Raw genomic sequence first — 23,242 nt, forward strand, 5'->3', positions numbered from 1 at the left:
AGTCCGATTGCGATGACCGCTGTTTCCGATGTTTCGCTCGACCCGATCGTTTATCTGAACGGCGAGCTGGTGCCCTTGTCCGAAGCGCGCGTGCCGGTTCTCGACCGCGGCTTTATTTTCGGCGACGGCATTTACGAAGTCGCGCCGCTGTATCCCCACGCGGGCGGCCGGACGGCGTTTCGCTTCAGGCATCATCTGGCGCGCCTCGCGCGTTCGCTGGACAAGATCGGCATCGTCAATCCGTTCGACGCCGCCGGCTGGCGCGAGCTGATCGACCGCGTGGTCGCGGCCAATGAGGCGGATGCAGGCCTGCGCGCCGATCAGGACGCGATTGCCTACGTTCAGATCACACGGGGCGTCGCAAAGCGCGGTCACGCGTTCCCGGCAGGCATCCAGCCGACCGTGTTCGTGATGGTCACGCCGCTGAACCTGCCGGGCGCAGCGCAACGCGCGCAGGGCGTGCGCTGCGTCACCGCTGAAGACCGTCGCTGGCTGAATTGCGACATCAAATCGGTGTCGCTGCTCGGCAACGTTCTGATGGCGCAGTACGCGGCCGAAAACGACGCGTTCGAGACGATCCAGTTTCGCGACGGCATGCTGACCGAGGGTTCGTCTTCGAATGTCTGGATGGTGAAGGACGGCGTGATGTATGCGCCGCCGCGCAGCCACAAGATTCTCGAAGGGATTCGCTACGGGCTGATCGAGGAGCTGACGGGCGAATGCGCCATCCGCTTCGAAGCGCGCGAGATCGCCGAAGCCGAGTTGCGGGCAGCCGACGAGATTATCGTCAGCTCCGCCACCAAGGAAGTGCTGCCGGTTACCCAACTCGATGATCAGCCGGTTGGTGACGGCAAGCCGGGCGCGGTGTTTGCAGCGTTGTACGCTGCCTATCAGCGTGCCAAGGCCAAGGAAGCGCAAGAAGCGCACGAAGCGCAGCAAGGAGTAGAAAGTGAATCCCGCGAAAGAGTCATTGCTTGAATTTCCGTGCGACTTTCCCATCAAGATCATGGGCAAGTCGCATCCCGAGTTCGCCGAGACGATGGTCACGGTAGTTCGGCAGTTCGATAACGAAGTCGATCCCGAGCGCGTCGAAACGCGACCATCCAGTGGTGGCAATTACACCGGTTTGACGGTGACCGTGCGCGCGACGAGCCAGGCGCAGCTCGACGATATCTACCGCGCGCTCACCGGCCATCCGATGGTGAAAGTGGTGCTTTAGCACACTGTCCGAGCAGGCGCCGACTTTGACTTTGGCGCCCGCACTGCAGGCCGTGCCACTGATGCCTCGTTTTACGGCGTGACGCGCAATGCGTCCGCCGTTAGATCGGCGCTTGCCGCGGGCCCTATCTCGCAAGCCCGCTCGAAAAGCTGTTTGAACCGTCCCACTTCTTCGAATACCCAATCGCGGAACGCCTTGACTCGCGCGGTTTCGAGCATCTGCGGCTGGCAGATGAAGTAGTACTGCCACGGGCTCGGTCCATCCACATCGAACAGCCGCACCAGGCGGCCTGCTGCGATCTCATGCATCGCCAGCGAGCGGCGTGTGAGCGCGATCCCCTGACCGTCGATGGCCGCCTGCAGCAGATTCGACGAATCCTGATACAACACGCCACGCTTCGGCTCTGGCCAGTCGGCGAGCCCCGCGGCGTCGAACCACGGGCGCCAGAGTTCGTCGTCCGAGCGCAGCAGCGGGACTTTGGCCAGATCGGCCGGCGTTTGCGGCAGCTTGCCGCCGTTGAAATTCGGCGCACAGGCCGGAAAGAAGATTTCCTCCAGCAGCAACTCCGCGTGCAGCCCCGAATATTTGCCGTAGCCGAAGCGGATTGCCACGTCGACATCGTCGCGCGCGAAGTCCGTGAGCGCGTTAGTGGACAGCAGTTCGAGGTCCCACTGGGGATGCGCCTCGATAAAGCTGCCGATGCGCGGCGTCACCCAGCGCGCCGCAAACGATGACAGCATGGACACGACAAGGCGCCGCTCGCGGTCGCCGGCGCGGATTTCGCGAGTGGCGTCGACAAGCGCCGTCAGCGCGCTGCGCACGCGCGTGGCATAGCGGCGGCCCGTGTCCGTGAGCCGGACACGCTTGCCGTCGCGGGCGAACAGTGTGATGCCCAACTCCGCCTCAAGCGCGCGGATCTGGTGACTGACAGCGCCGTGCGTGACGAACAGTTCGTCGGCGGCGCGCGAGAAGCTCTCGTGGCGGGCAGCGGCTTCGAATGCTTTGATGGCATTCAGCGGAGGGAGTTGCCGGAGGTCCATCGCAATATTTCTCACATAGAGGTGAAAATAGATCGTTTTGCGTAAACCCTTGCTACACCTACGATTGTAGCCATGAAACGAACTTTGGCGAGGGCATCATGCGAGAAATTTCCTCTAGCATCGGGTTTGAAATCCGCAACGGCGAAACCATTCCTATGAAGGTGGCACGCAGCACCAAGCTGGTCGTGCACGGCGGCGCGGTGTGGGTCACGCGCAGCGACGACACGGAAGACTACTGGCTGCAGCCCGGCCACACGCTGCGGCTGCGGCGCGGTGAACGGTTGTGGTTGAGCGCCGAGGGCAGCACGCATGCGAAAGTCGCGTTTTCGGTGCCGACGCGTTGCGATGAACGTGCGCTGAACTGGCTCGCGCGGGTCGGCGAACGGCTGGCGGCCCGCATGCGTGGAGGTTGGCGCACGGTGTGAGCGCGGGCGGTGCCGTGACGCGATCACGGACCGCCACTGCAACTGGGCGGCGCGCGGGTGGGAAACGAACCTGCAACGCGACGCTAGCCAATACCGGCGCGTCCGGCGGAGATTCCCATATTTCGGTAAACTGCCGGGATCATGTGTACCACCCCGGTTTCCCCGTCTCCCTTGCCCGCCACGGCGCCGCTTACGCTGCGCTGGCTTGGCAGCGAACCTTACGAAGCCAGTTTCGACGCGATGCGCGCGTTTACCGACGCGCGCACTGCCGATACACCCGACGAAATCTGGCTGGTCGAACACCCTCCCGTCTTTACGCTCGGCCAGGCCGGCGACCCGGCGCATCTATTGGCCGCCGATAGCGGCATTCCGCTTGTCAAGGTCGACCGGGGCGGGCAGATCACGTATCACGGGCCCGGACAGGTGGTTGCCTACCTGCTGCTGGACCTGCGCCGACGCAAGCTGATGGTGCGCGAGATGGTCACGCGGATCGAGCAGGCCGTGATCGACACCCTCGCGGCGTATAATCTCGCCGGAGAACGCAAGGCGGGCGCCCCCGGTATCTACGTGGCGCCCGGGCCGGACGCCGGGCTGCACGCCGGCGCCAAGATCGCCGCGCTGGGTCTGAAAATCCGCAACGGCTGCAGCTATCACGGCGTGAGCCTGAATGTGAACATGGATTTGAAGCCGTTTCTGGCCATCAATCCGTGTGGCTACGCGGGGCTCGAAACGGTCGATATGGCAACGCTGGGCGTTGCCGCCGGCTGGGACGACGTGGCCCGTACCTTTGCAGCACGCCTCACCGCAAACCTCGACGGCAGTCCCGCGGCCGTCGCCCAACCGCAGGCCGGTGCTCTCACCACCTGACTGGACCGAACGAATGACTGACGTTACCGCGAACCTCGCAGCTTCTCCCGCACCCGATGCCGTGCCGGCTTCCGCCGCTGCCTACGACGCCACCGCGAAGCAGAAGGCGCAAGCCAAGACCGCCCGTATTCCGATCAAGATCGTCCCGATCGAAAAGCTGAAAAAGCCGGACTGGATCCGCGTCAAAGCGGCCACCGGCAATTCGCGCTTCTACGAAATCAAGCAGATTCTGCGTGAGCACAACCTGCACACGGTGTGCGAGGAAGCGAGCTGTCCGAACATCGGCGAATGCTTCGGCAAGGGCACCGCGACGTTCATGATCATGGGCGACAAGTGCACGCGCCGTTGCCCGTTCTGCGACGTCGGCCACGGCCGCCCCGATCCGCTCGACGTGGATGAGCCGGGCAATCTGGCACGCACCATCGCCGCGCTGAAGCTGAAGTACGTGGTGATCACGAGCGTCGACCGTGACGATTTGCGCGACGGCGGCGCGGCTCACTTTGTGGAATGTATCCGTCAGACGCGCGAATTGTCGCCGGAAACACGCATTGAAATTCTGACGCCGGACTTCCGCGGCCGTCTGGATCGCGCGATCGGCATTTTGAACGCCGCACCGCCCGATGTGATGAACCACAACCTCGAAACGGTACCGCGTCTGTACAAGGAAGCGCGCCCGGGTTCGGACTACGCGCATTCGCTGAAGCTGCTGAAGGACTTCAAGGCGCTGCATCCAGACGTCGCGACCAAGTCAGGCCTGATGGTCGGCCTCGGTGAAACCGAAGAAGAAATCCTGCAGGTGATGCGCGATCTGCGCGAACACAATGTGGACATGCTGACGATCGGCCAGTATCTGCAACCGTCGGAACACCATCTGCCGGTGCGCTCATACGTGCATCCGGACACGTTCAAGATGTACGAAGAAGAAGCGTACAAGATGGGCTTCACGCACGCCGCGGTGGGCGCGATGGTTCGCTCGAGCTACCACGCTGACTTGCAGGCGCATGGAGCAGGGGTGGTTTGACTGGTTTAGACGGAGTCGTTGTCTGAAGAACAAAGCCCGCACTTGTTGCGGGCTTTGTTCTTTTTGGCACGCGGGTTTTTGCCGCCCGAGTCATGCATTGGCGGTCTACCCGCGCGAGTTACCTGTAATGCCGTGCGAGCAGCATGCAAATCGAGGCGAGCGTTCCACCGATGATCGTGAAGGGGTACATGAAGAAGATAAAGCGCTCGCGAAATGCGCGGTTCTCGATGACATAGTCGATCAGATTGGGCATGTGGGTTCTCCCTGTGAGGCACGGTGAAAAGTATAGCTCAGCGGTTGAAAATTATTTAGGTTAACGAATAATGAGATATGGAGAAAGAGGTCGAAACGATTGCCGTCATCAACAGTGAAAGCCATATCAGTCCTCGGTCACGGGTTATCTCGCTGGCGTCATATACCTGGCGGGATGCCGCATCGGCTGCGGCGAACGACACGAGTATGGACGCTGCAACGATAAGCAGCACGTGCCAGAGTAGTCCTGCCAACATGAAAGCAAGCATGCTGTTTGTCGACGCTTCGCTCAACGCGCAACCGATCTCATAGCAAGCGCTGGCGCACATCGAAATGACGACCCATAGTAACTGTCCGTCCCGAATGGCCTTTGTTGCAATGCCTTTCGACGCGTGCCGATAGAATCGCGAAAAGCTCAACAAGGGCAGCAGGGCGATCGGCGCGAACACCGGTACGCCGACACTAAAAAACAACCAACTCAAGCGGCTAAGTAGAACGATCATAGGAATACTGAAGTGTGGGCAATGCAGAGATCATCCCGCTGCGCTCAATGCTCGGTCAATCCGCCGAACGGCCAGCTTGCGCTAAGGCACCCCAATCCATAATCATTCGCTAGAAGCCACTCACCGCCCATCGCAACAGTCGTGCCGATCCAACTCAACGTGAAAAGCAATGCTCGAACAGCGTCATTAGCAATCGTGGATTAATTAGAACCGCCGCCGGATAAACTCCCTATAGTCGAAAGCCTCCCAGACAATACCCACCAAAGGGGCTTCTCGATGAACCGCTTCCTTCGTCCGCTCGCCGCGTTCGCTACACTGCTCGCGCTGTCCGCGCCGCTTTCTTCCGTTGCACACGCCGACACCAAAGAAGTCGTGATCGCATATCAGGACATGGTCGTGCCGTGGCGCTATGCGCAGGCGACCGGCGAAGTCGAAAAAGCCACCGGCTACAAGGTCACTTATCGCAAGCTCGGCAGCGGCGCGGACGTGATCCGCGCGCTGGCTTCCGGCTCAGTGCAACTCGGCGAAGCAGGGTCGAGCCCGATTGCAGCCGGGCTATCGCAAGGCGTCGATATTTCGCTGTTCTGGATTCTGGACAACATCAACGACGCTGAAGCGCTGGTCGCGCGCGACGGCTCGAACATCACCAGTGTCGCCGGTCTGAAGGGCAAGAAGATTGGCGTCCCGTTCGTTTCGACCTCGCACTTTCATACGCTGGTTGCCTTGCAGAACGCCGGCGTGAATCCGTCCGATGTGAAGATCGTCAATCTGCGCCCGCCTGAAGTCGCGGCGGCGTGGGAGCGCGGCGACATCGACGCGACTTACATCTGGGACCCGGTGCTGGCGAAGGTGAAGAAGAACGGCAAAGTGCTGATCACATCGGGTCAGGTTGCGCAGCAAACCGGCAAGGCGACGTTCGACGGCTTCGTTGTCGACCGCAAGTTCGCTAGTCAGAATGCCGAGTTCGTCGCGCGCTTCGTGAAGGTGCTGGCCGCGACCGATGCGAGCTACCGCGATCACACGTCGGCATGGACCGCGACGTCGCCGCAGGTCGAGGCGGTTGCGAAAGAGTCCGGCGCCACCGCTCAGGAAGTGCCGGCGAGCCTCGCGCTGTATGCGTTCCCGACACCGGCCCAGCAGGCATCGACTGCATGGCTTGGCGGCGGTGCGCAATCTGGCGCGGCTAAATCGCTGGCCGCGACTGCTGCATTCCTGAAGACGCAGGGCACGATTCAGAATGTGTTGGCCGACTACTCGACCGGCGTCGATCCTCAGTTCGTGCAGCGCGCGGCGCATTAACGGTTGAGCATGGTTATCCATCGGCATGATGAGGCACGGCGATGAGCAGTCTTGAGATCCGGCGGCTGCACGTCGCCTACGAAGGCGCACGCGGCGCGGCGCCGCACGTCGCGCTCGCCGACGTCGATCTGCGCATCGAACCGGGCGAGTTCGTCGTTGCGCTGGGTGCATCCGGTTGCGGCAAGACGACCTTGCTGAACTGCATCGCCGGTTTCATTCAACCGACCGGGGGCGAGGTGCGTTTGAACGGCGAGCCCGTGCTTGGGCCGGGCGCGGACCGCGGCGTCGTGTTCCAGAAGTACGCGCTGATGCCCTGGCTCGACGTGCTCGACAACGTCGCCCTCGGCTTGCGTTTTCAGCGTGTACCGAAGGCGCAGCGTGAGCGCATCGCGCTGGAGATGCTCGCGCTGGTTGGGCTCGAGAAGCATGCGCGTTCGCGGGTCTACGCGCTGTCCGGCGGCATGCAGCAGCGCGTGGGTATTGCACGCGCGCTGGCAAGCGATCCGCAAGTGCTGCTGATGGACGAGCCGATGGGTGCGCTCGACGCGATGACGCGCGAGTCGATGCAGGAGCTTGTGCTGGACGTATGGGGCCGCACCCGCAAGACGGTGTTCTTCATTACACATAGCGTGGAGGAAGCGCTGTTTCTGGCGACTCGCCTCGTCGTGATGACGCCGGGGCCCGGCCGTATCGCAGAGAGCTACGACCTGCCATTCGCACAGCGCTTTCTCGAGACCCGCGACGCACGCGCGATCAAGTCGTCGCCGGAATTCATCGACTGGCGCGAACGGTTGGTGCGCCGTCTGCACGAACGGAATGAGCGGAATCAGGAAGAGGTGGTGTTGTGACGGCTTCGCGTGGATCTTTGGGCAACGTGCCACTGACCCAGGCCAGCGAACCGCCCGGACGCAAGGCGCGGCCGGTACGCGGCTGGCGCTTGCCGGGCGAAGGGCCGACTGCGGCGCTGAGCGCGGTCTCGGTAACGACGCTCGCAGCGCTATGGTGGCTCGCCACGCATCTGCATTGGCTGCCTCCGCTATTCCTGCCGACGCCCGAGGCCGTTTGGGCCGCGTTTCAGGACGCCTGGCACGGACGTATTCAAGGCGGCTTGCCGCTCTCCGAGCATCTCGCATGGAGTGCGCTGCGCGTATTCGGCGCGTTCGCGCTGGCCGCGATCACGGCGGTACCGGTCGGGATCTTGATGGGCGTGAGCCGGGTTGCGCGCGGTTTGCTCGATCCGCCGCTGGAGTTCTACCGGCCGTTGCCACCGCTTGCGTATTTGCCGCTGGTGGTGATCTGGTTCGGTATCGACGAGACGGCGAAGATCGTTGTGATCTACCTCGCCTGTTTCGCGCCGATTGCGATGGCGGCGCGCGCCGGTGTGCGCAGCGCGACGGTCGAGCAGATTCATGCGGCGTACTCGCTCGGTGGCCGCTTCGTGCAGATCGTGCGCTATGTGGTCCTGCCGGCGGCGTTGCCTGAGATCCTGACCGGCTTGCGAATTGCGATCGGCTTCGGCTGGACCACGCTGGTCGCCGCCGAGATGGTCGCGGCGACCGCTGGTCTCGGTCAGATGGTCCTCAACGCATCGAGCTTTTTGCGCACCGATGTGGTGGTGATGGGCATTGTGCTGATCGGACTGATCGCGTGGTTATTCGATCTCGGCATGCGTGCGCTTGAACGGCGGCTGGTACCGTGGAAGGGGCGCGTGTAGCCAGCCTGGCCTCAAGCAAACAATTCGATCACCGGCCAGCCGCGCTCCGTGGCAATGGCGCGCAGACGCGGGTCGGGATTGGCCGCGACCGGATGGGTGACGCGCTCGAGCAAAGGCACGTCGTTGATCGAGTCACTATAGAACCAGCTCTGCGGAAAATCTTGCAGGCGATGTCCGAGCGAAGCCAGCCAGTTCTCGGTACGGGTGATCTTGCCTTCGCGGAAGGTTGGCACGCCGACGGCGTGTCCGGTAAAGCGCGCCAAAGGATCGCCGCCCTCGGTGCCGAGATCGATGCCCAGTAGATGTTCGAAGCCGAGTGCCTTGCCGATCGGCTTCGTAATGAACACGTTGGTGGCTGTGACGATGCAGCACAGGTCGCCGGCTTCGATATGACGTTGCACGAGTTCCCGCGCGGCCGGCAGGATGGCCGGCGCAATCACCGCCTCCATGAACTGCGCATGCCACGCGTCGAGCTGCTCACGCGAGTGGCGAGCCAGCGGCGCCAATGTGTAGTTCAGATAGGCGGTCATATCGAGCGTACCGGCCACGTACTGCCGGTAGTAATCGTCGATCTCTTCCGCGTGCTGCGCAGCGCCTTCTATGCCCAATCCGGCGATGAAGTGGGCCCACGCCTGATCGCTGTCGAGCGGCAGCAGCGTATGGTCCAGGTCGAACAGCGCAAGGTTGCGGCTCATCCAGAGTCCTCGTGATGAAGTGGGCAAATGAAGTGATCGAACGAATCGCGTTCCGCACGATGAGCCGGTGCACAGCGATCCGCAGGTTGGCACGAGCGTATATTTAAAAGCACAAAATTACAATAAGGCAGAAATGTGCAACACTACTGTCATAAACGCCCCGGGTGCTGGTTCGCGCGGCACGCGGTTCGAGTGATGGCAGCAGGAACGGATGCGCAGTGCCTTATGTTGATCCTTCTTAACCTTCTGGCTGGTGTGGCGCTCCTCGTGTGGGGATCGCACATCGTACGTACCGGCATCCTGCGCGTGCTCGGCGCCGATCTGCGCGGCGTCCTCGGGCGCAGCACCAGCAGCCGCTGGCGTGCCTTCCTTTCGGGCGTTGGTGTTACGAGCCTCGTGCAGAGCAGCAATGCGACGGCGGTGATCGCCACGTCGTTTGCCGCGCAAGGTCTTCTGCCGCTCACCAGCGGCCTCGCGATCATGCTTGGTGCCGACGTCGGCACCGCACTCATGGCACGGCTGCTCACGCTCGATTTGTCATGGCTGTCGCCGATCCTGATTCTGTTTGGCGTGCCGCTCTTTCTGTCGCGCAAGCAAACCCGCGTCGGCCAGATCGGGCGCACGCTGATCGGGCTTGGTCTGATTCTGCTGGCCTTGCATCTGATCGTCGAAGCCGCCCAGCCGATGATGCACGGCGCCGGCGTGCGCGTGATGTTCGGCGCGCTGACCGGCGACACCATGCTCGACGCGCTGGTCGGTGCAGCGTTCGCGATGCTGTCCTATTCGAGTCTTGCAGCGGTCCTGCTGACAGCGACGCTTGCCTCGTCCGGCGTGATCTCACTGAAGGTGGCGCTGTGTCTCGTGATCGGCGCGAATCTCGGCAGCGGCTTGCTGGCGCTGATGGGTACGCTCGCGCAGAACACGGCGGCGCGGCGTATGGCCTTGGGCAGTCTGGCGTTCAAGCTGGCCGGCGCGCTGCTCATCCTGCCTTTCGCGCCGCTGCTTGCGCGCGGGCTGCCGGTGCTGATCGCAAATCCACGCGAAGCGGTGGTCGGCTTTCATGTGATCTACAACACGCTGCGTTGCTGCGCCTGCCTTTTGCTGATCGATCCGGTGGCACGCATCTGCACGCGGGTGTTGCCCGAGCGGCCGCAAGCCAACGGCGAACTGCGGCCGCTGCATCTGGATGCCGCCGCGCTCCCTACACCCACGCTCGCACTCGCGTACGCCGCGCGTGAGGTGCTGCGTATCGGCGACATTGTGCGCACCATGCTCGATAACGTCGCCGACCTGATCCATAACAATAGCCTCGAAAAGGCGCGCGAAACGGTCCGTATGGACGACGACGTGGACCAACTCTATGCTGCGGTCAAAAGCTATCTGACGTTGATCTCCCGCGAGCAACTCGACGAGGCCGACAGCCGCCGCTGGACCGACATCATCTCGCTGACGATCAACCTGGAGCATGCGGGCGACATCATCGAGCGGATCGTCTGCGATATCGAGGAAAAGAAAATCGCGCACCGCCTGTCGTTTTCGGAGGAGGGGCTGGGCGAGCTCGACGACCTGCACGCGCGGCTCGTCGGCAATCTGCAGCTTGGCCTGTCGGTGTTTCTGAATAACGATCTGCGTTGCGCCGAGCGGCTGCTGGCGGAGAAGGAGCGCTTTCGCGATCTGGAGCGCGCGTATTCATACAAACACCTGGACCGGCTCGCCGGGCAAACCTTGCGCAGTATCGAAACCAGCGCTTTGCATCTCGATCTGATCAGCGACATGAAGCGACTCAATTCGCTGTTCTGTTCGACGGCCTATCCGGTGCTCGACGCAGCTGGCGCGCTGCGCGATACGCGCTTGCGCAAGCGCGTGCTCGACACGATGTATGTGAAGGAGTAGGGCGAGGCCCTAGGCCCTAAGCCAGAACGATTTCTTCCAGCTTCTTTTTTAGCGCGGCAAAGTCGGCGGCTTCGGCCGCCTTTTTGTTGGTGACCAGCACATCGATCCGATCGACCGGACAGTACGAAATCCGGCTGCGCTGCCCGATCTTGCTGTAGTCGGCGAGGATCGCCACGCGATCGGCGTTAGCGACCATGGCGCGTGCCACTTCGGTTTCAGCGTGATCGTAGTTGGTCGCGCCATGCCGGTGATCGATGCCGACCGGCGAGAGCAAGGCCATGTCCGCACGATAGCGCTGGATGTCGAGCACGGTGGTGGCGCCGGTGGTCGCCATGGCGCGATCGCTGATCGAGCCACCTAGCAGAATGACTTCGTTGGCCGCTTCCGTTTGATCCACGGCGCCGCGCATTTTCAGCGCGACGTCGATGGAATTGGTGACGATCGTCAGGTTCGCCAGTTTCGCCAGCTCTTCAGCGAGCGCCGCGGTGGTGGTGCCCGCATCGATGAAAAGTGTCTGGCCGCTTGCGATCAAACCGGTGGCCGCCTTCGCAATCGCCGTTTTAGCTTTGACACGCATGTGAGCGCGCTCGGCGATTGGTGCCTCGTCGGCGGGTTTGATCGCGCCGCCATGCACGCGCTTCAGTTCACCGAGTGCTTCGAGGTCGAGCAGATCGCGCCGCACGGTTTCGCGCGACACCCCGAGGTCCGCCATGATCCGTTCGGTCGACACGCGTTGAAGCGTAGACAGCAACGCGCGAATTCTCTGATGACGGTCTTCCTGCCACATGCATTTTTCCTTGGATGCGAACGCTCGCTGACACGGCTTTTTTAAAGTGCCATCGTGGACACGGATGTGTGTCCGGACTATGTCAAGCGTACTACTTTAGCCCAATTGTGTTGTATTTTTTTGGCAGCTTGCAAGTTTGTGTATTTCACCTTAGCCTTCGCAGATCGAAGCGTTGCGCCCATTTCGAACATCAAATGTTCGGAAAGGAATTGAAATGTCCGATTTCGAGCATTTTGCGGCGCTTTTTGGCAATTTGATTGACTCATGTCGTTGCCATAATGAATCTTGGGATCTGCCGTCTGAACAATTCGCTGCTGCATGCGGCGCTGCCTGGAAGTCGCACGGTTCGGCATCCTGACCATAAGATAGCAGGGACGTCGCGGGTGTGGCATTGGCCTCATGGCCAGCTATCGCAGCGCTGCCCATTGGCGCGATACTACGTGCGGGGCTCACGCGTAGAGGCTGCAGGGCGCAGTTGTTGCATGGCAGTGGTAGCCGGGAACGTGTCGAGAGCATATTAACCCGCTCTATCTGGAAGGTAACGAGACGTGGGAAACGGGATTGATCGCACCTTAACCGCAAACTGGCTGTATCCGAAGCTGGTTGCGCATCGCTGCGGCGGCACGCTGGCGCCGGAGAACACGCTGGCCGGTTTCGACGCGTGCGTGCGCTACGGCTACCGCATGGTCGAATTCGACGCCAAGCTTTCCGCTGACAACCAGCTCTTTCTGTTGCACGACGACACGCTGGAACGCACCACCAACGGTCATGGCGCCGCTGCTGAACACACGTGGCACCAACTAGCCGCGCTCGATGCCGGCGCCTGGTTCGGGCCGCAGTTCGCCGGCACGCACCTGCCGACGCTCGCCGAGGCCGCGGGGCGTTGTGCGCGAGATGGCATTGCCGCCAACATCGAAATCAAACCGTGCCCGGGGCGCGACGAGATCACGGGGCAACTGGTCGCAAGCGGTGCGCTGACTCTGTGGCAAGGGCAGACTCCGCTGCTGTCATCGTTTTCGTTCGAGGCACTTGCCGCGGCGCGCGATGCGGCGCCCGTATTGCAACGCGGCATGCTGTTCGAAGAAGTCCCGGCGGACTGGCTGCGCATTGTGCGGGAACTGGATTGCGTGTCGTTGCACGCGAGCCACCGGTATCTGAACGAGCGGCTGGTCGCCGAGATCAAGGCCGCCGGATTACGCGTGCTGGCCTACACGGTGAACGAGCCTGAGCGTGCGAGGCTGCTGGCCCAATGGGGCGTCGACATGATTTGTACTGATCGCATCGATATACTGGAACACGACATGTTTCAGGCACCGGCAAAGCCGGCCTGAGCATGGCGCGGGTACGCGAGTGCGAGCTTGCACAGGCGCGCGCCCATAGAGCTTGAAACCAGAAATTTCCAAACGTAGCAATTTCGGCAGAGGATGGGGAAGACTATGAAGCGCACCGCGTTAGCTCGTTTACTTTCGATGTCGGCCGCTGCGGGCGTTGCCGCAGCCGGCGTGAGCAGCGCCTCGGCCGCGCCGCTCGACGCACTGGTCGCAGCCGCCAAGCAGGAAGGCCAACTCACCGTGATCGCGTTGCCGCACGACTGGTGCAACTACGGTCAACTGGTCGCTGGCTTTCAGAAGAAATACGGCATCAAGATCAACGAGCTGAATCCGGATGCGGGTTCGGGCGACGAAGTCGAAGCCATCAAGGCGAACAAGGGCAACAAGGGCCCGCAAGCGCCTGACGTGATCGACGTGGGTCTGTCGTTCGGTCCGACCGCGAAGGCCGAGGGTCTGCTGCAGCCGTACAAGGTCGCTTCGTGGAACTCGATTCCGAAAGAGTCGAAAGATGCCGACGGCTATTGGTATGGCGATTACTACGGCGTGCTGTCGTTTGAAGTGAACGCTGACATGATCGACAAGGTGCCGGCCGACTGGAGTGATCTGCTCAAGCCGGACTATAAGAACGCCGTTTCGCTCGCGGGCGACCCGCGCACGGCCAACCAGGCAATCCAGGCTGTGTTCGCCGCAGGCCTGTCGCAAAGCAAGGGCGACGCGAGCAAGGCCGACCAGGCCGGTCTCAAATATTTTGCCGACCTGAACAAGAGCGGCAACTTCGTACCGGTGATCGGCAAGGCCGCATCGCTCGCGCAGGGCACCACACCGATCGTCGTGCGTTGGGACTACAACGCGCTGGCCGACCGCGACACGCTGAAGGGTAATCCGAAGGTGCAGGTTGTGATTCCGAAAACGGGCGTGGTCGCGGGTGTGTACGTTCAGGCGATCAGCGCGTACGCACCGCATCCGAATGCCGCCAAGCTGTGGATGGAATACCTGTACTCCGACGAAGGCCAGATCGGCTGGCTGACCGGCTATTGCCATCCGATGCGCTACAACGAACTGGTGGCGGCGAAAAAAGTGCCGCAAGCGCTGCTCGACAAGCTGCCGCCGCCGTCGTCGTACAAGAATGTGGTGTTCCCGACGCTGTCCCAACAGGACGCCTACAAAGACACCATCACGAAGCACTGGGACGAAGCGGTCGGCGCGAACGTCAAGTAATCGTCGTGGTGCAGGCGGGTGCAGGCGGGTGCGGCGGCAGGGGAGCAGAGGTCGATCGAATTCTCTACACGCCGCCGTTTCTAACCGCAATGTGCAGATTCGAAGGTGGCGCGTCGCCCGACGAGAGCGGCGCGTCACGCGTTAGCCAGATTGCCAAAGGTGAGCTATGAGCGCTTCATCGGATGCCGGAACGGTGCAGCCGGAATTACTGGTTCCACCTGCGCCCACGCCAACACCTCGCGTCGGCGGTCCGGGCCGCGCGTCGCAACTCCTCGCCTGGATCGGCGTGGTGCCGTTTTTCACCTTCGCACTGTTGTTCCTGATTTTGCCAACCGGCTTTCTAATGGTCGGCGCATTTCAGGATCCGCAAGGCCACTTCACGCTCGCCAATTTCCGTGATCTGCTGCAGCCCACGGTGATGGACGCCTACTGGATCAGCTTCAAGGTGAGCGCTGCTTCCGCACTAGGCGGGGCGTTGATCGGCTCGCTGCTCGCGTGGGCGGCAGTACAAGGCAAATTGCCGGGCTGGATTCGTCCTACGTTGATGACGTTCTCCGGCGTTGCCTCGAATTTTGCCGGCGTGCCGCTCGCGTTCGCCTTCATCTGCACGTTGGGGCGCGTTGGTCTCGTGACTGTATTACTGAAGAAGTATCTCGGCTTCAATCTGTACTCAACAGGCTTCAGTGTCCTGAGCTTCTCCGGGTTGACACTGACTTACCTGTACTTCCAGATTCCCCTGATGGTGCTGATCGTCACGCCCGCGCTCGACGGCCTGAAGCGCGAATGGCGTGAAGCCTGTGACTGCCTTGGCGGCACGGCCTTCCAATACTGGCGCCACGTGGCGTTGCCGGTGTTGTGGCCGAGCGTGCTCGGCGCGACGCTGCTGCTGTTCGCCAACTCGTTCGGCGCCGTTGCCACGGCTTACGCGCTGACCGGCAGTTCGCTCAACATCGTCACGATCCTGCTGTACGCGCAGATTCGCGGCGACGTGATGCACAACCAGAACCTCGGCTACGCACTCGCGCTCGGCATGGTGCTGGTGACTGGGCTGTCGAACGGCGGCTACATCTGGTTGCGTTCACGCGCAGAAAGGGGGCGCCGATGAAAAGCCAATCGCGTGTGGGCGCGTGGACCGCGATGATCGTCGGTTCGCTGTACTTTCTGATTCCGCTGCTCGCCACATTCGAATTCAGCCTGCGCATGAAGCGCGGCGTTTATAGCTTCGAAGCGTATAGCGTCGTGCTGAGCGATCCGCGTTTTCAGGCCTCGTTCGGCTATTCGATCCTGATGGCGGTGCTGACGATTATTGTTGGCATATTGCTGGTGGTGCCGACTGCGTACTACGTGCAGTTGCGCCTGCCGAAACTGCGGCCGATTGTCGAATTCATCACACTGTTGCCACTGGTGGTGCCGGCGATCGTGATCGTGTTCGGCTATCTGCGTATCTATAACAGCAGCTCGATTCTGCCGCTCACCGGTAACGAGCGCGCGACCGACCTGTTACTGGTGTTCGGTTACGTGACGCTCTCGCTGCCGTACATGTATCGCGCGGTCGACGCTGGTTTGCGCGCGGTCGACGTGCGCTCGCTGACCGAAGCCGCCGAATGTCTCGGTGCGAACTGGCCGACGATTCTGTTCAAGGTGATTTTCCCGAATATCCGCTCGGGCATTCTGTCCGGGGCGTTTCTCACCTTTGCCGTCGTGATCGGTGAGTTCACGCTGGCGAGTCTGCTCGACCGCCCCGCATTTGGCCCGTATCTGCAATTGATCGGTGCGAACCGCGCGTATGAACCGTCGGCGCTTGCGATCATCGCGTTCGTGATTACGTGGGCGTCGATGGGTTTGATTCAGGTATTCGGTTCGGCCCGCGCGCTTAGCGGCCAGAAAATTTGACGGACTCATTTGACCGACTAAGGTAGCGAATCATGGCATTCCTTGAGATCGAAAATCTGCACAAGTCCTTCGGGGCGAACACTGCGCTGCATCACTTCGACATGAAGATCGAACGCGGCGAATTCATCACGTTCCTTGGACCGTCCGGCTGTGGCAAGACCACGGTGCTGCGGATGATCGCCGGCTTCGAAACTCCGACGCGCGGCATCATCCGGCTGGATAACAAGGACGTGACGCACCTTCGGACCCGGCAGCGCAAAGTCGGCATGGTGTTTCAGTCGTATGCGCTGTTTCCGAACATGACGGTCGCCGACAACATTGGCTTCGGACTGAAGATCACGCACCGTCCGCAGGTGGAGATCAACAAGCGCGTCGAGGAGATGTTGCAACTGATCAAGCTGCCGCATCTCGGCGCGCGTTATCCGTGGCAGTTGTCGGGCGGCCAGCAGCAGCGCGTGGCGTTGGCGCGCGCGCTCGCCGGCAAGCCGCAGGTGCTGTTGCTCGACGAACCGCTCTCGGCGCTCGACGCGAAGATTCGCATTTCGTTGCGGCAAGACATTCGCGCGTTGCAGCGTGAGTTGGGCATCACGTCGATTTTCGTGACGCACGATCAGGAGGAGGCGCTGTCCATTTCCGACCGCATCGTGGTGATGAACGAGGGGCGAGTCGAACAGATCGGTTCGCCTTTGGATATTTATAACTACCCGCGCACGCGCTTTGTCGCGTCGTTTGTCGGCACGCTGAACATTCTGGCGGGCCATGTGATCGACCCGAAAACCGGCAAGATGGCCGTCGACGGTCAGGAGTTGACCACCACGCAAGAACTGCCAGCGGACGACGCCGGCAAGAAACGCATGCTCGCGCTACGGCCGGAAGCAATCGTGCTGGAGCCGGCCGCGCCGGGCCGCAACACACTGAACGCGACCGTCGAAGAAGTGAATTTCCTCGGCGCGGTGGTGCGCATCCGAACGCGCGTGAAGGATGCGGTCATTTCGCTCGATGTGTTCAACGACCCGAATCGCGGCTTGCCCGAACGGGGGCAGCCAGTGTCGCTCGGTTTCTCGCACGAGAACCTGCTGGTGCTGGAAGAGGGCGGCGCATAGAAGCCAAACCGCAGTGCCTGACTTGTGCGAGGGCCGCGCGTACGGACTGAGCAGTTCTCGTGGCGCGTGCGAAAGCCCCGCGTACAGGGTGGGCGGTTTCGGCTGAAATAGGCGAAAGCCGCAGCCCGCAAGGTTCTCCGGGTTTTCCCGGGTTCGCGGTCTTTACAAATTCCGGATTCCCCGACACGCCTCGTCCGGATTTCCGGAATCCCGGACGCCGCGCGCCATAGCGTGCTAAAAAACCTATACAAATCAAAGCAATTCGCTTCGCATCAAGCTGGCATCGACCTTGCAATTTAGATCGCGCGGCCGCAACGGTCCGACAACTAAAGCAAGGAGACAACGATGTCTGATTTCCCTTCCCGGTATTTCTGAATTCGTCGTCTTGTCGCGGCCTAATGCCGTGCACAGGCGTGACGATTTTTCGTTCGCATGATGCGCAGCGTGGCAGGCCTTGAGCTCATCCACATCGCAGGAAACATCGTGAAGAAACCTATCCACAAAGTGCTGTACGTCCAGGTGATCGTGGCGATCATCATCGGCATTGCGCTCGGCCATTATTCGCCGGACTTCGCCATCGACATGAAGCCGCTCGGCGACGGCTTCATCAAGCTGATCAAGATGGTGATCGGGCCGATCATCTTCTGTACGGTGGTGACGGGTATCGCCGGTATGGAAGACATGAAGAAGGTCGGGCGCGTCGGCGGTAAGGCGCTGCTGTACTTCGAAGTCGTCTCGAGCTTCGCGCTGGTGCTCGGTCTGATCGCCACGCACGTGCTGAAACCGGGCGTCGGTTTCAATATCGATCCTGCCACGCTCGACGGTAAGGCCGTTGCGTCGTATGCCGCGAAGGCGCACGGCCAGACCACGGTCGACTTCCTGATGCACATCATTCCGGACACGCTAGTGTCGGCGTTCGCACAGGGAGAAATCCTGCAGATCCTGCTGATCGCGCTGCTGTTCGGTGCGGTGCTGGCCACGGCCGGTGAGAAGGGCAAGGTCGTCACCAACTTCATCGACGGGCTCTCGCATGTGTTGTTCGGCGTCGTGCGCATCATCACGAAGCTGGCGCCGATCGGCGCGTTCGGCGCGATGGCCTTCACGATCGGCAAGTACGGTATCGGCTCGCTGCTGCCGATGCTCAAGCTGATCGGCACGTTCTATCTGACTTCGATCGTGTTCGTGGTGGTCGTGCTCGGCATCATCGCGCGTGCGGTGGGCTTCAACATTCTGCGGTTTGTCGGCTACATCAAGGAAGAGATGCTGATCGTGCTCGGCACGAGCTCGTCGGAAGCCGCGCTGCCGCAACTGATGCTGAAGCTCGAAAAGCTCGGCTGCTCGCGCTCGGTGGTGGGTCTCGTGGTGCCGACCGGTTATTCGTTCAACCTCGACGGCACCAACATCTACATGACGATGGCGGTGCTGTTCATCGCTCAGGCCACTAACACGGACCTCACGTGGACGCAGCAGCTCACCTTGCTGGCGGTGACGATGCTGACGTCGAAGGGCGCGAGCGGTGTCACGGGGGCAGGCTTCATCACGCTGGCCGCAACGCTTGCTGTCGTGCCGACCATTCCGCTGTCGGGCATGGTGCTGATTCTCGGTATCGACCGTTTCATGAGCGAATGCCGCGCGCTGACGAACATCGTCGGCAACGGGGTGGCGACGGTGGTCGTGTCGGCATGGGAAAAGGAACTGGACCGCAACAAGCTGAACGCCGCGTTGCGGGGTGAAGTGGCGGTCAAGGAGCCTGCTGGGGTTTAAGCCGCATCGGCCACGACTTCCGCCGGCACCCTGATCATGGTCGCGGACACCCACGTATGAAAGCGGTGTCCGCGCGCCGTGACCCCGCGCCGTCGGCCGACGAAGCTCGCGCCGACGGCGCGTCGCCTTATGCCACAATATCCGATCCTCACCGATCGGGAATTGCCAACGTGACGCGCCGCCTGCTGATCCTCTTCGCGCTCGTCGCCGGGTTCGTGGTGGCGTGCGGGCTCACGTACAGCATTGCGTGGCAAAGCGGGATCGACAACTTGCGGCGCAACGCCGCGGTGCGCGTCGATCGCACGACCAGCGCGCTGAAAAGCACGCTTGAGCGCTACGAATCGCTGCCTTATCTGCTGGCCGAACATCCCATCGTGCAAGACGTGCTGGTCAATCCCAGTCCAGCCAACGTCGAACGGGCCAATCTCTATCTCGAAGACCTCAACCGCCACGCGCGGGCAACGGTCACCTACATCATTCCCCTCGACGGCTATTGCGTCGCCGCGAGCAACTGGCACGGGCCGGGCAGCTTCATCGGCGCGGGCTATCAATTCCGGCCGTATTTTCTCGACGCGGTGAAGGGCGGCGTGGGCCGCTTCTTCGGCATCGGCACGATTTCGCAGGCGCCGGGTTACTACATCTCGCAGCCCGTGCGACGAGACGGCAAGATCGTCGGCGTGGCGGTCGTCAAACTCGATCTCGAATGGTTTCAGGGCGTCGATGCGTCCGAGCCTCTGGTTGTCACCGACGACCACGGCGTGATCTTTCTGTCGTCGATGCCGGCGTGGAAATATCACACGATCCGGCCGCTGTCGGGGCAAGTCGCCGACTCGATCTACCAGGCGCGCCAGTACGCACAACAACCGATCGCACCGCTGCCGGTCACGATCGAGCGCACGCTCGAGGGCAACGCGCAGATCGTGCGCATCGGCGGGGGCCGCTATGCGCCGCGCTATCTCGCCTCGCGACGCGGCATGGGCGAACCGGACTGGCATCTGATTACGATGTCGCCCGTCAATCCGGTCGATGCCGACGCGCGCAACGCGACCATCGTTACCGGCTTCGGATACGTGTCGCTGGTGTTGCTCGCGTTTTACTGGAGAATGCGCCGCGCACGCGTGCGCGAAGTGATGCGCAGCCGTTCTCTGCTGCAAAAGGCCTACGCTGAATTGAACCAGCGAGTGGCTGAGCGCACCGCGGATCTCTCGCAGGCGAATGAACAGTTGCAGAAGGAAGTCGCCGAGCGTACGCGCGCCGAACAGGAACTACGCGCCGCGCACGATGAGCTGATTCAGGCAAGCAAACTCGCTGCACTCGGTCAGATGGCAGCCGGCATTACGCATGAATTGAATCAACCGCTCGCGGCGTTGCGCGGCTTCTCAGACAACACACGGGTGCTGCTTGAACGCGGCGATCAGGCGTCGGCGCGTGAAAATCTCGAAGCGATCGCGGCGCTCACCGAGCGCATGGGCAAGATTACCAATCAGCTGAAGCTGTTCGTCGGACGCGCGCGGCCGCGCAGTGCGCGCGCCCCGATCATGCGAGCATTGCGCAACGTCATCGCGCTGCTGCAAAAGCGTTTGCAAGGCGTCGAAGTCGAATTCGTTTTGTTCGACGCCGACACCGGCGCGCGCAAGCCGCTGAATCTCGCAGACGACCACCCCGAACTGATTGCCCATTACGACGATCTGCGGCTCGAACAGGTGTTGATCAATCTGCTCGGTAACGCGCTCGACGCAACGGTGGGGATGACGCCGCCGCGCATTTCGATCGAGATCGAAACCGCGGAGTCGAGTTTGTCATTCGCTGTGCGCGACAACGGTCCAGGCATTCCCGACGACGTGTTGCCGCGTCTGTTCGAGCCGTTCTTCACGACGAAGGAAATGGGGCAAGGGCTGGGGCTCGGCCTTGCGATTTCATCGTCGATTGCACGTGATTGCGGCGGCACACTGGTGGCGCGCAACGCACCGGACGGCGGTGCATTATTCGTGTTGACGCTGCGCCGCGCGCGCGTGCAGACGAGTCACACATCGGACCCGCTCACCACGGGTTCCTGAATCAAACGAGAACGACATGCTGAACCACGGCTTGCAAGTGCTGTATATCGAAGACGACGAACTGGTACGGCGCGCCAGTGTGCAGAGTCTGCAACTGGCGGGCTTCGACGTGATCGGCCATGCCTCGGCGGAATCCGCGGCGAAGATGATCAGCGCGGATTTCTCTGGTGTGATCGTTAGCGATATTCGCTTGCCTGGCGTGAGCGGTCTCGAACTGCTCGCGCAGTGCCACGAACGCGCGCCCGACGTGCCGGTGATTCTGGTCACCGGTCATGGCGACATTTCGATGGCGGTGCAGGCCATGCGTGATGGTGCGTATGACTTTATCGAAAAGCCGTTCGCATCCGAACGTCTGATCGAAACCGTGCGGCGTGCCCTGGAGCGCCGCAAGCTCGTGCTGGAGAACCTCGCGTTGCGCCGTGAACTGGCCGGGCAGAACACGGTGGCGCCGCGCATCATAGGCCGTAGTCCGGCGATCGAGCAGGTGCGGCGGCTGATCGCGAATATCGCGCCGACCGACGCGTCGGTGCTGATCAACGGCGACACGGGGGCGGGCAAGGAGTTGATCGCGCGCAGTCTGCATGAACTGTCGCCGCGGCGTGACAAGCCGTTTATCGCGGTGAATTGCGGCGCGCTACCGGAGCCGATGTTCGAGTCGGAAATGTTCGGCTACGAACCTGGCGCATTCACCGGCGCGGCAAAACGCCGGGTCGGCAAGCTTGAACATGCTTCGGGCGGCACGCTGTTCCTCGACGAAATCGAGAGCATGCCGCTCGCCTTGCAGGTCAAGCTGCTGCGCGTTCTGCAGGACGGCGTGCTGGAGCGGCTGGGCTCGAATCAGCCGATCCGCGTGAATTGCCGCGTGGTGGCCGCTGCAAAGGGCGACATGGCAGAGCATGTCGCGGACGGCTCGTTCCGTCGCGATTTGCTGTACCGGCTCAACGTGGTGACGATTGCGCTGCCGCCGCTGGGCGAGCGTCGCGAAGACATCGTGCCGCTCTTCGAGCATTTCCTGCTGGATGCGGCGGTGCGTTATCAGCGCCCCGCGCCAATTCTCACCGACCGGCAGCGTGCCAGCCTGATGCAGCGCGAATGGCCAGGAAATGTGCGCGAGCTGCGCAATGCTGCCGACCGCTTCGTGCTCGGAGTCGCCGACGATCCGGTCATGTCTTTCGCCGACGAGGGCGCCGCGACGCAACCGTTGAAGGAGCGTATCGAGCAATTTGAGCGAGCGGTGATCGCGGAGGCGTTGGAGCAGGCCGGCGGTGTGGTCGCGGCCGCGGCAGACAAGCTGCAGCTTGGAAAAGCGACGCTCTACGAGAAGATCAAGCGATATGGCCTTGCGGCCAAAGGGGAGGGGGAGCGGTGAGGATTTGGAGCGCCGGCGGCGAGGTGCGACGCCGACGCGTTTGAATCAGGTTGACTCAGTTTGGATCACGAAGCGCGATCGCGCTCGGTCATCAGGCCGCGTTCAGCGCTTTTTCCAGCAGCTGGTCGAGTTCCGCGAATTGCGGCTCGCCGACGTAGCGCTTCAGAATCTTGCCGTCCTTGTCGACCAGGAACGTGGTCGGCGTGAGCTGGACGTTGCCGAACTGCTTGGCGGCCGAACCGTCGTCCATCGCTACCTTGAACGGCAACTGGCGCGTTTGTGTGTAGTTGGCCACGTACATCGGCGCGTCGTAGTTCATCGCGACGGCGACGAATTCGAGCCCTCTGCCCTTGAAGCGGTTGTAGGTCTGGACCATCTGCGGCATTTCTTTCATGCAGGTGTCGCAGCTGGTCGCCCAGAAGTTGATCAGGTAGACCTTGCCTTTCAGGTCGGCGGTCGAAACTTTCTGGCCCGAGAGCAACGTGAAGGTCGCATCGGGCACGCGCTGCTGACCGGCGAACGCGAAATAGCCGGCAATCGCAATCGCGATGGCCACGACGGCGATGATGATGTAGCGAATCGGATTCGCGCGCCGTGCGGCGGTGGACGGGGTGGAGCTCATGAACGGAACCTCGAGAGTCGCGCGGACCGCGCGGGACAGTGCGTTGGTTTGGATTGTTAAATCCGGTGCTGCTTGGCGTCGCTATTGTAGCCCCATTCCGGCTGCACGGCAGAGAGCGGCCCGGGAGGGGATAATGGAACTTTACGTTCTTGTCAGCCCGATCTTCTGTC

At 61.9% G+C, this 23,242-nt stretch carries 24 protein-coding genes; 18 read left to right on the forward strand and 6 right to left on the reverse strand.

Features of this window, described 5'->3' with window-relative positions:
* Nucleotides 1–12: 12 nt before the first annotated feature.
* Together KHO31_RS18855 and KHO31_RS18860 are read left to right on the forward strand one after the other, a co-directional pair.
* On the forward strand, nt 13–978 hold the full coding sequence (locus tag KHO31_RS18855; RefSeq protein WP_211623915.1) for a D-amino acid aminotransferase: 966 nt from the start codon (nt 13–15) through the stop codon (nt 976–978).
* Nucleotides 950–1,219, forward strand: coding sequence for a DUF493 family protein (locus tag KHO31_RS18860; RefSeq protein WP_201072189.1), 270 nt, complete (start codon nt 950–952; stop codon nt 1,217–1,219). Before KHO31_RS18855 ends, KHO31_RS18860 begins: the two co-directional genes overlap by 29 nt.
* Before the next feature lie 71 nt (nt 1,220–1,290).
* Here the strand turns inward: KHO31_RS18860 and KHO31_RS18865 are convergent, their stop codons facing one another.
* Nucleotides 1,291–2,259, reverse strand: coding sequence for a transcriptional regulator GcvA (locus KHO31_RS18865; protein ID WP_201085879.1), 969 nt, complete (start codon nt 2,257–2,259; stop codon nt 1,291–1,293).
* Between the two features lie 98 nt (nt 2,260–2,357).
* Here KHO31_RS18865 and KHO31_RS18870 point away from each other — a divergent pair, with 98 nt between their 5' ends.
* The 3 genes from KHO31_RS18870 (at nt 2,358) to lipA (ending at nt 4,572) form a co-directional block, all read left to right on the forward strand.
* Nucleotides 2,358–2,684 (forward strand): DUF2917 domain-containing protein, encoded by a 327-nt coding sequence (locus KHO31_RS18870; RefSeq protein WP_093645639.1) that lies wholly within the window; start codon nt 2,358–2,360, stop codon nt 2,682–2,684.
* Between the two features lie 141 nt (nt 2,685–2,825).
* Nucleotides 2,826–3,551 (forward strand): lipoyl(octanoyl) transferase LipB, encoded by a 726-nt coding sequence (gene lipB, locus KHO31_RS18875; RefSeq protein WP_201072195.1) that lies wholly within the window; start codon nt 2,826–2,828, stop codon nt 3,549–3,551.
* Between the two features lie 13 nt (nt 3,552–3,564).
* Nucleotides 3,565–4,572: a lipoyl synthase gene (gene lipA / locus KHO31_RS18880; protein WP_012431571.1), complete on the forward strand. Its 1,008-nt coding sequence runs from the start codon at nt 3,565–3,567 to the stop codon at nt 4,570–4,572.
* Between the two features lie 118 nt (nt 4,573–4,690).
* Here lipA and KHO31_RS39730 read toward each other — a convergent pair whose 3' ends face one another.
* Nucleotides 4,691–4,825 (reverse strand): hypothetical protein, encoded by a 135-nt coding sequence (locus KHO31_RS39730; RefSeq protein WP_268959059.1) that lies wholly within the window; start codon nt 4,823–4,825, stop codon nt 4,691–4,693.
* Between the two features lie 55 nt (nt 4,826–4,880).
* Entirely contained in the window at nt 4,881–5,327 is a 447-nt protein-coding gene (locus tag KHO31_RS18885) for a hypothetical protein (protein WP_201072198.1), read from the reverse strand.
* A gap of 276 nt (nt 5,328–5,603) precedes the next feature.
* Between KHO31_RS18885 and tauA the strand changes: the two genes are divergently transcribed.
* Genes tauA through KHO31_RS18900 form a run of 3 tightly spaced genes read left to right on the forward strand, consistent with a single transcriptional unit; the run spans nt 5,604 to nt 8,340 of the window.
* A complete protein-coding gene (gene tauA / locus KHO31_RS18890) occupies nt 5,604–6,626 on the forward strand; it encodes a taurine ABC transporter substrate-binding protein (protein WP_201085878.1) in 1,023 nt (340 codons plus the stop codon).
* A 41-nt stretch (nt 6,627–6,667) separates the two neighbouring features.
* The gene (locus KHO31_RS18895; RefSeq protein WP_201085877.1) at nt 6,668–7,474 is read left to right on the forward strand and encodes a taurine ABC transporter ATP-binding protein; all 807 of its coding nucleotides are present in this window, start codon (nt 6,668–6,670) and stop codon (nt 7,472–7,474) included.
* Between the two features lie 26 nt (nt 7,475–7,500).
* Nucleotides 7,501–8,340 carry an ABC transporter permease subunit gene (locus KHO31_RS18900; protein ID WP_236060849.1) on the forward strand — a complete coding sequence of 280 codons (840 nt, stop codon included), beginning with the start codon at nt 7,501–7,503 and terminating at the stop codon, nt 8,338–8,340.
* 11 nt (nt 8,341–8,351) lie between these two features.
* Here KHO31_RS18900 and KHO31_RS18905 read toward each other — a convergent pair whose 3' ends face one another.
* Nucleotides 8,352–9,035, reverse strand: coding sequence for a histidinol-phosphatase (locus KHO31_RS18905; protein ID WP_201072209.1), 684 nt, complete (start codon nt 9,033–9,035; stop codon nt 8,352–8,354).
* A 225-nt stretch (nt 9,036–9,260) separates the two neighbouring features.
* Between KHO31_RS18905 and KHO31_RS18910 the strand changes: the two genes are divergently transcribed.
* A complete protein-coding gene (locus tag KHO31_RS18910) occupies nt 9,261–10,928 on the forward strand; it encodes a Na/Pi cotransporter family protein (RefSeq protein WP_201072212.1) in 1,668 nt (555 codons plus the stop codon).
* A gap of 16 nt (nt 10,929–10,944) precedes the next feature.
* Here the strand turns inward: KHO31_RS18910 and KHO31_RS18915 are convergent, their stop codons facing one another.
* On the reverse strand, nt 10,945–11,715 hold the full coding sequence (locus KHO31_RS18915) for a DeoR/GlpR family DNA-binding transcription regulator (protein WP_201072214.1): 771 nt from the start codon (nt 11,713–11,715) through the stop codon (nt 10,945–10,947).
* 214 nt (nt 11,716–11,929) lie between these two features.
* Here KHO31_RS18915 and KHO31_RS18920 point away from each other — a divergent pair, with 214 nt between their 5' ends.
* The 9 genes from KHO31_RS18920 (at nt 11,930) to KHO31_RS18960 (ending at nt 22,450) form a co-directional block, all read left to right on the forward strand.
* Nucleotides 11,930–12,073, forward strand: coding sequence for a hypothetical protein (locus KHO31_RS18920; protein WP_201072216.1), 144 nt, complete (start codon nt 11,930–11,932; stop codon nt 12,071–12,073).
* 190 nt (nt 12,074–12,263) lie between these two features.
* Entirely contained in the window at nt 12,264–13,046 is a 783-nt protein-coding gene (gene ugpQ, locus KHO31_RS18925; protein WP_211623917.1) for a glycerophosphodiester phosphodiesterase, read from the forward strand.
* Between the two features lie 105 nt (nt 13,047–13,151).
* A complete protein-coding gene (locus KHO31_RS18930; protein ID WP_201072220.1) occupies nt 13,152–14,264 on the forward strand; it encodes an ABC transporter substrate-binding protein in 1,113 nt (370 codons plus the stop codon).
* Between the two features lie 166 nt (nt 14,265–14,430).
* Nucleotides 14,431–15,369, forward strand: a complete 939-nt coding sequence (locus KHO31_RS18935; protein WP_201072222.1) for an ABC transporter permease — start codon at nt 14,431–14,433, stop codon at nt 15,367–15,369.
* Nucleotides 15,366–16,157 (forward strand): ABC transporter permease, encoded by a 792-nt coding sequence (locus KHO31_RS18940; protein WP_201072224.1) that lies wholly within the window; start codon nt 15,366–15,368, stop codon nt 16,155–16,157. The genes KHO31_RS18935 and KHO31_RS18940 overlap by 4 nt, the downstream gene beginning before the upstream one ends.
* A 32-nt stretch (nt 16,158–16,189) precedes the next feature.
* Nucleotides 16,190–17,260, forward strand: a complete 1,071-nt coding sequence (locus KHO31_RS18945; RefSeq protein WP_201072225.1) for an ABC transporter ATP-binding protein — start codon at nt 16,190–16,192, stop codon at nt 17,258–17,260.
* Between the two features lie 483 nt (nt 17,261–17,743).
* Nucleotides 17,744–19,024, forward strand: coding sequence for a dicarboxylate/amino acid:cation symporter (locus KHO31_RS18950; protein WP_201072226.1), 1,281 nt, complete (start codon nt 17,744–17,746; stop codon nt 19,022–19,024).
* A gap of 56 nt (nt 19,025–19,080) precedes the next feature.
* Nucleotides 19,081–21,081 (forward strand): sensor histidine kinase, encoded by a 2,001-nt coding sequence (locus tag KHO31_RS18955; RefSeq protein WP_211623919.1) that lies wholly within the window; start codon nt 19,081–19,083, stop codon nt 21,079–21,081.
* A gap of 16 nt (nt 21,082–21,097) precedes the next feature.
* On the forward strand, nt 21,098–22,450 hold the full coding sequence (locus tag KHO31_RS18960; protein ID WP_211623921.1) for a sigma-54-dependent transcriptional regulator: 1,353 nt from the start codon (nt 21,098–21,100) through the stop codon (nt 22,448–22,450).
* A 91-nt stretch (nt 22,451–22,541) separates the two neighbouring features.
* Here the strand turns inward: KHO31_RS18960 and KHO31_RS18965 are convergent, their stop codons facing one another.
* Nucleotides 22,542–23,072: a TlpA disulfide reductase family protein gene (locus tag KHO31_RS18965; RefSeq protein ID WP_201072229.1), complete on the reverse strand. Its 531-nt coding sequence runs from the start codon at nt 23,070–23,072 to the stop codon at nt 22,542–22,544.
* Between the last annotated feature and the right edge of the window lie 170 nt (nt 23,073–23,242).

The organism is Paraburkholderia domus (genome assembly GCF_905220705.1).
GTDB classification, from domain to species: Bacteria; Pseudomonadota; Gammaproteobacteria; order Burkholderiales; family Burkholderiaceae; genus Paraburkholderia; species Paraburkholderia domus.

What these genes read in the sequence shown, in the direction of transcription:
- KHO31_RS18855 (WP_211623915.1), top strand. Translation starts at nt 13, where the DNA reads ATGACCGCTGTTTCCGATGTTTCGCTCGACCCGATCGTTTATCTGAAC.
- KHO31_RS18865 (WP_201085879.1), bottom strand. Translation starts at nt 2,259, where the DNA reads ATGGACCTCCGGCAACTCCCTCCGCTGAATGCCATCAAAGCATTCGAA.
- KHO31_RS18870 (WP_093645639.1), top strand. Translation starts at nt 2,358, where the DNA reads ATGCGAGAAATTTCCTCTAGCATCGGGTTTGAAATCCGCAACGGCGAA.
- lipB (WP_201072195.1), top strand. Translation starts at nt 2,826, where the DNA reads ATGTGTACCACCCCGGTTTCCCCGTCTCCCTTGCCCGCCACGGCGCCG.
- lipA (WP_012431571.1), top strand. Translation starts at nt 3,565, where the DNA reads ATGACTGACGTTACCGCGAACCTCGCAGCTTCTCCCGCACCCGATGCC.
- KHO31_RS39730 (WP_268959059.1), bottom strand. Translation starts at nt 4,825, where the DNA reads ATGCCCAATCTGATCGACTATGTCATCGAGAACCGCGCATTTCGCGAG.
- KHO31_RS18885 (WP_201072198.1), bottom strand. Translation starts at nt 5,327, where the DNA reads ATGATCGTTCTACTTAGCCGCTTGAGTTGGTTGTTTTTTAGTGTCGGC.
- tauA (WP_201085878.1), top strand. Translation starts at nt 5,604, where the DNA reads ATGAACCGCTTCCTTCGTCCGCTCGCCGCGTTCGCTACACTGCTCGCG.
- KHO31_RS18895 (WP_201085877.1), top strand. Translation starts at nt 6,668, where the DNA reads ATGAGCAGTCTTGAGATCCGGCGGCTGCACGTCGCCTACGAAGGCGCA.
- KHO31_RS18905 (WP_201072209.1), bottom strand. Translation starts at nt 9,035, where the DNA reads ATGAGCCGCAACCTTGCGCTGTTCGACCTGGACCATACGCTGCTGCCG.
- KHO31_RS18910 (WP_201072212.1), top strand. Translation starts at nt 9,261, where the DNA reads ATGTTGATCCTTCTTAACCTTCTGGCTGGTGTGGCGCTCCTCGTGTGG.
- KHO31_RS18915 (WP_201072214.1), bottom strand. Translation starts at nt 11,715, where the DNA reads ATGTGGCAGGAAGACCGTCATCAGAGAATTCGCGCGTTGCTGTCTACG.
- KHO31_RS18920 (WP_201072216.1), top strand. Translation starts at nt 11,930, where the DNA reads ATGTCCGATTTCGAGCATTTTGCGGCGCTTTTTGGCAATTTGATTGAC.
- KHO31_RS18930 (WP_201072220.1), top strand. Translation starts at nt 13,152, where the DNA reads ATGAAGCGCACCGCGTTAGCTCGTTTACTTTCGATGTCGGCCGCTGCG.
- KHO31_RS18935 (WP_201072222.1), top strand. Translation starts at nt 14,431, where the DNA reads ATGAGCGCTTCATCGGATGCCGGAACGGTGCAGCCGGAATTACTGGTT.
- KHO31_RS18940 (WP_201072224.1), top strand. Translation starts at nt 15,366, where the DNA reads ATGAAAAGCCAATCGCGTGTGGGCGCGTGGACCGCGATGATCGTCGGT.
- KHO31_RS18945 (WP_201072225.1), top strand. Translation starts at nt 16,190, where the DNA reads ATGGCATTCCTTGAGATCGAAAATCTGCACAAGTCCTTCGGGGCGAAC.
- KHO31_RS18955 (WP_211623919.1), top strand. Translation starts at nt 19,081, where the DNA reads ATGAAAGCGGTGTCCGCGCGCCGTGACCCCGCGCCGTCGGCCGACGAA.
- KHO31_RS18960 (WP_211623921.1), top strand. Translation starts at nt 21,098, where the DNA reads ATGCTGAACCACGGCTTGCAAGTGCTGTATATCGAAGACGACGAACTG.
- KHO31_RS18965 (WP_201072229.1), bottom strand. Translation starts at nt 23,072, where the DNA reads ATGAGCTCCACCCCGTCCACCGCCGCACGGCGCGCGAATCCGATTCGC.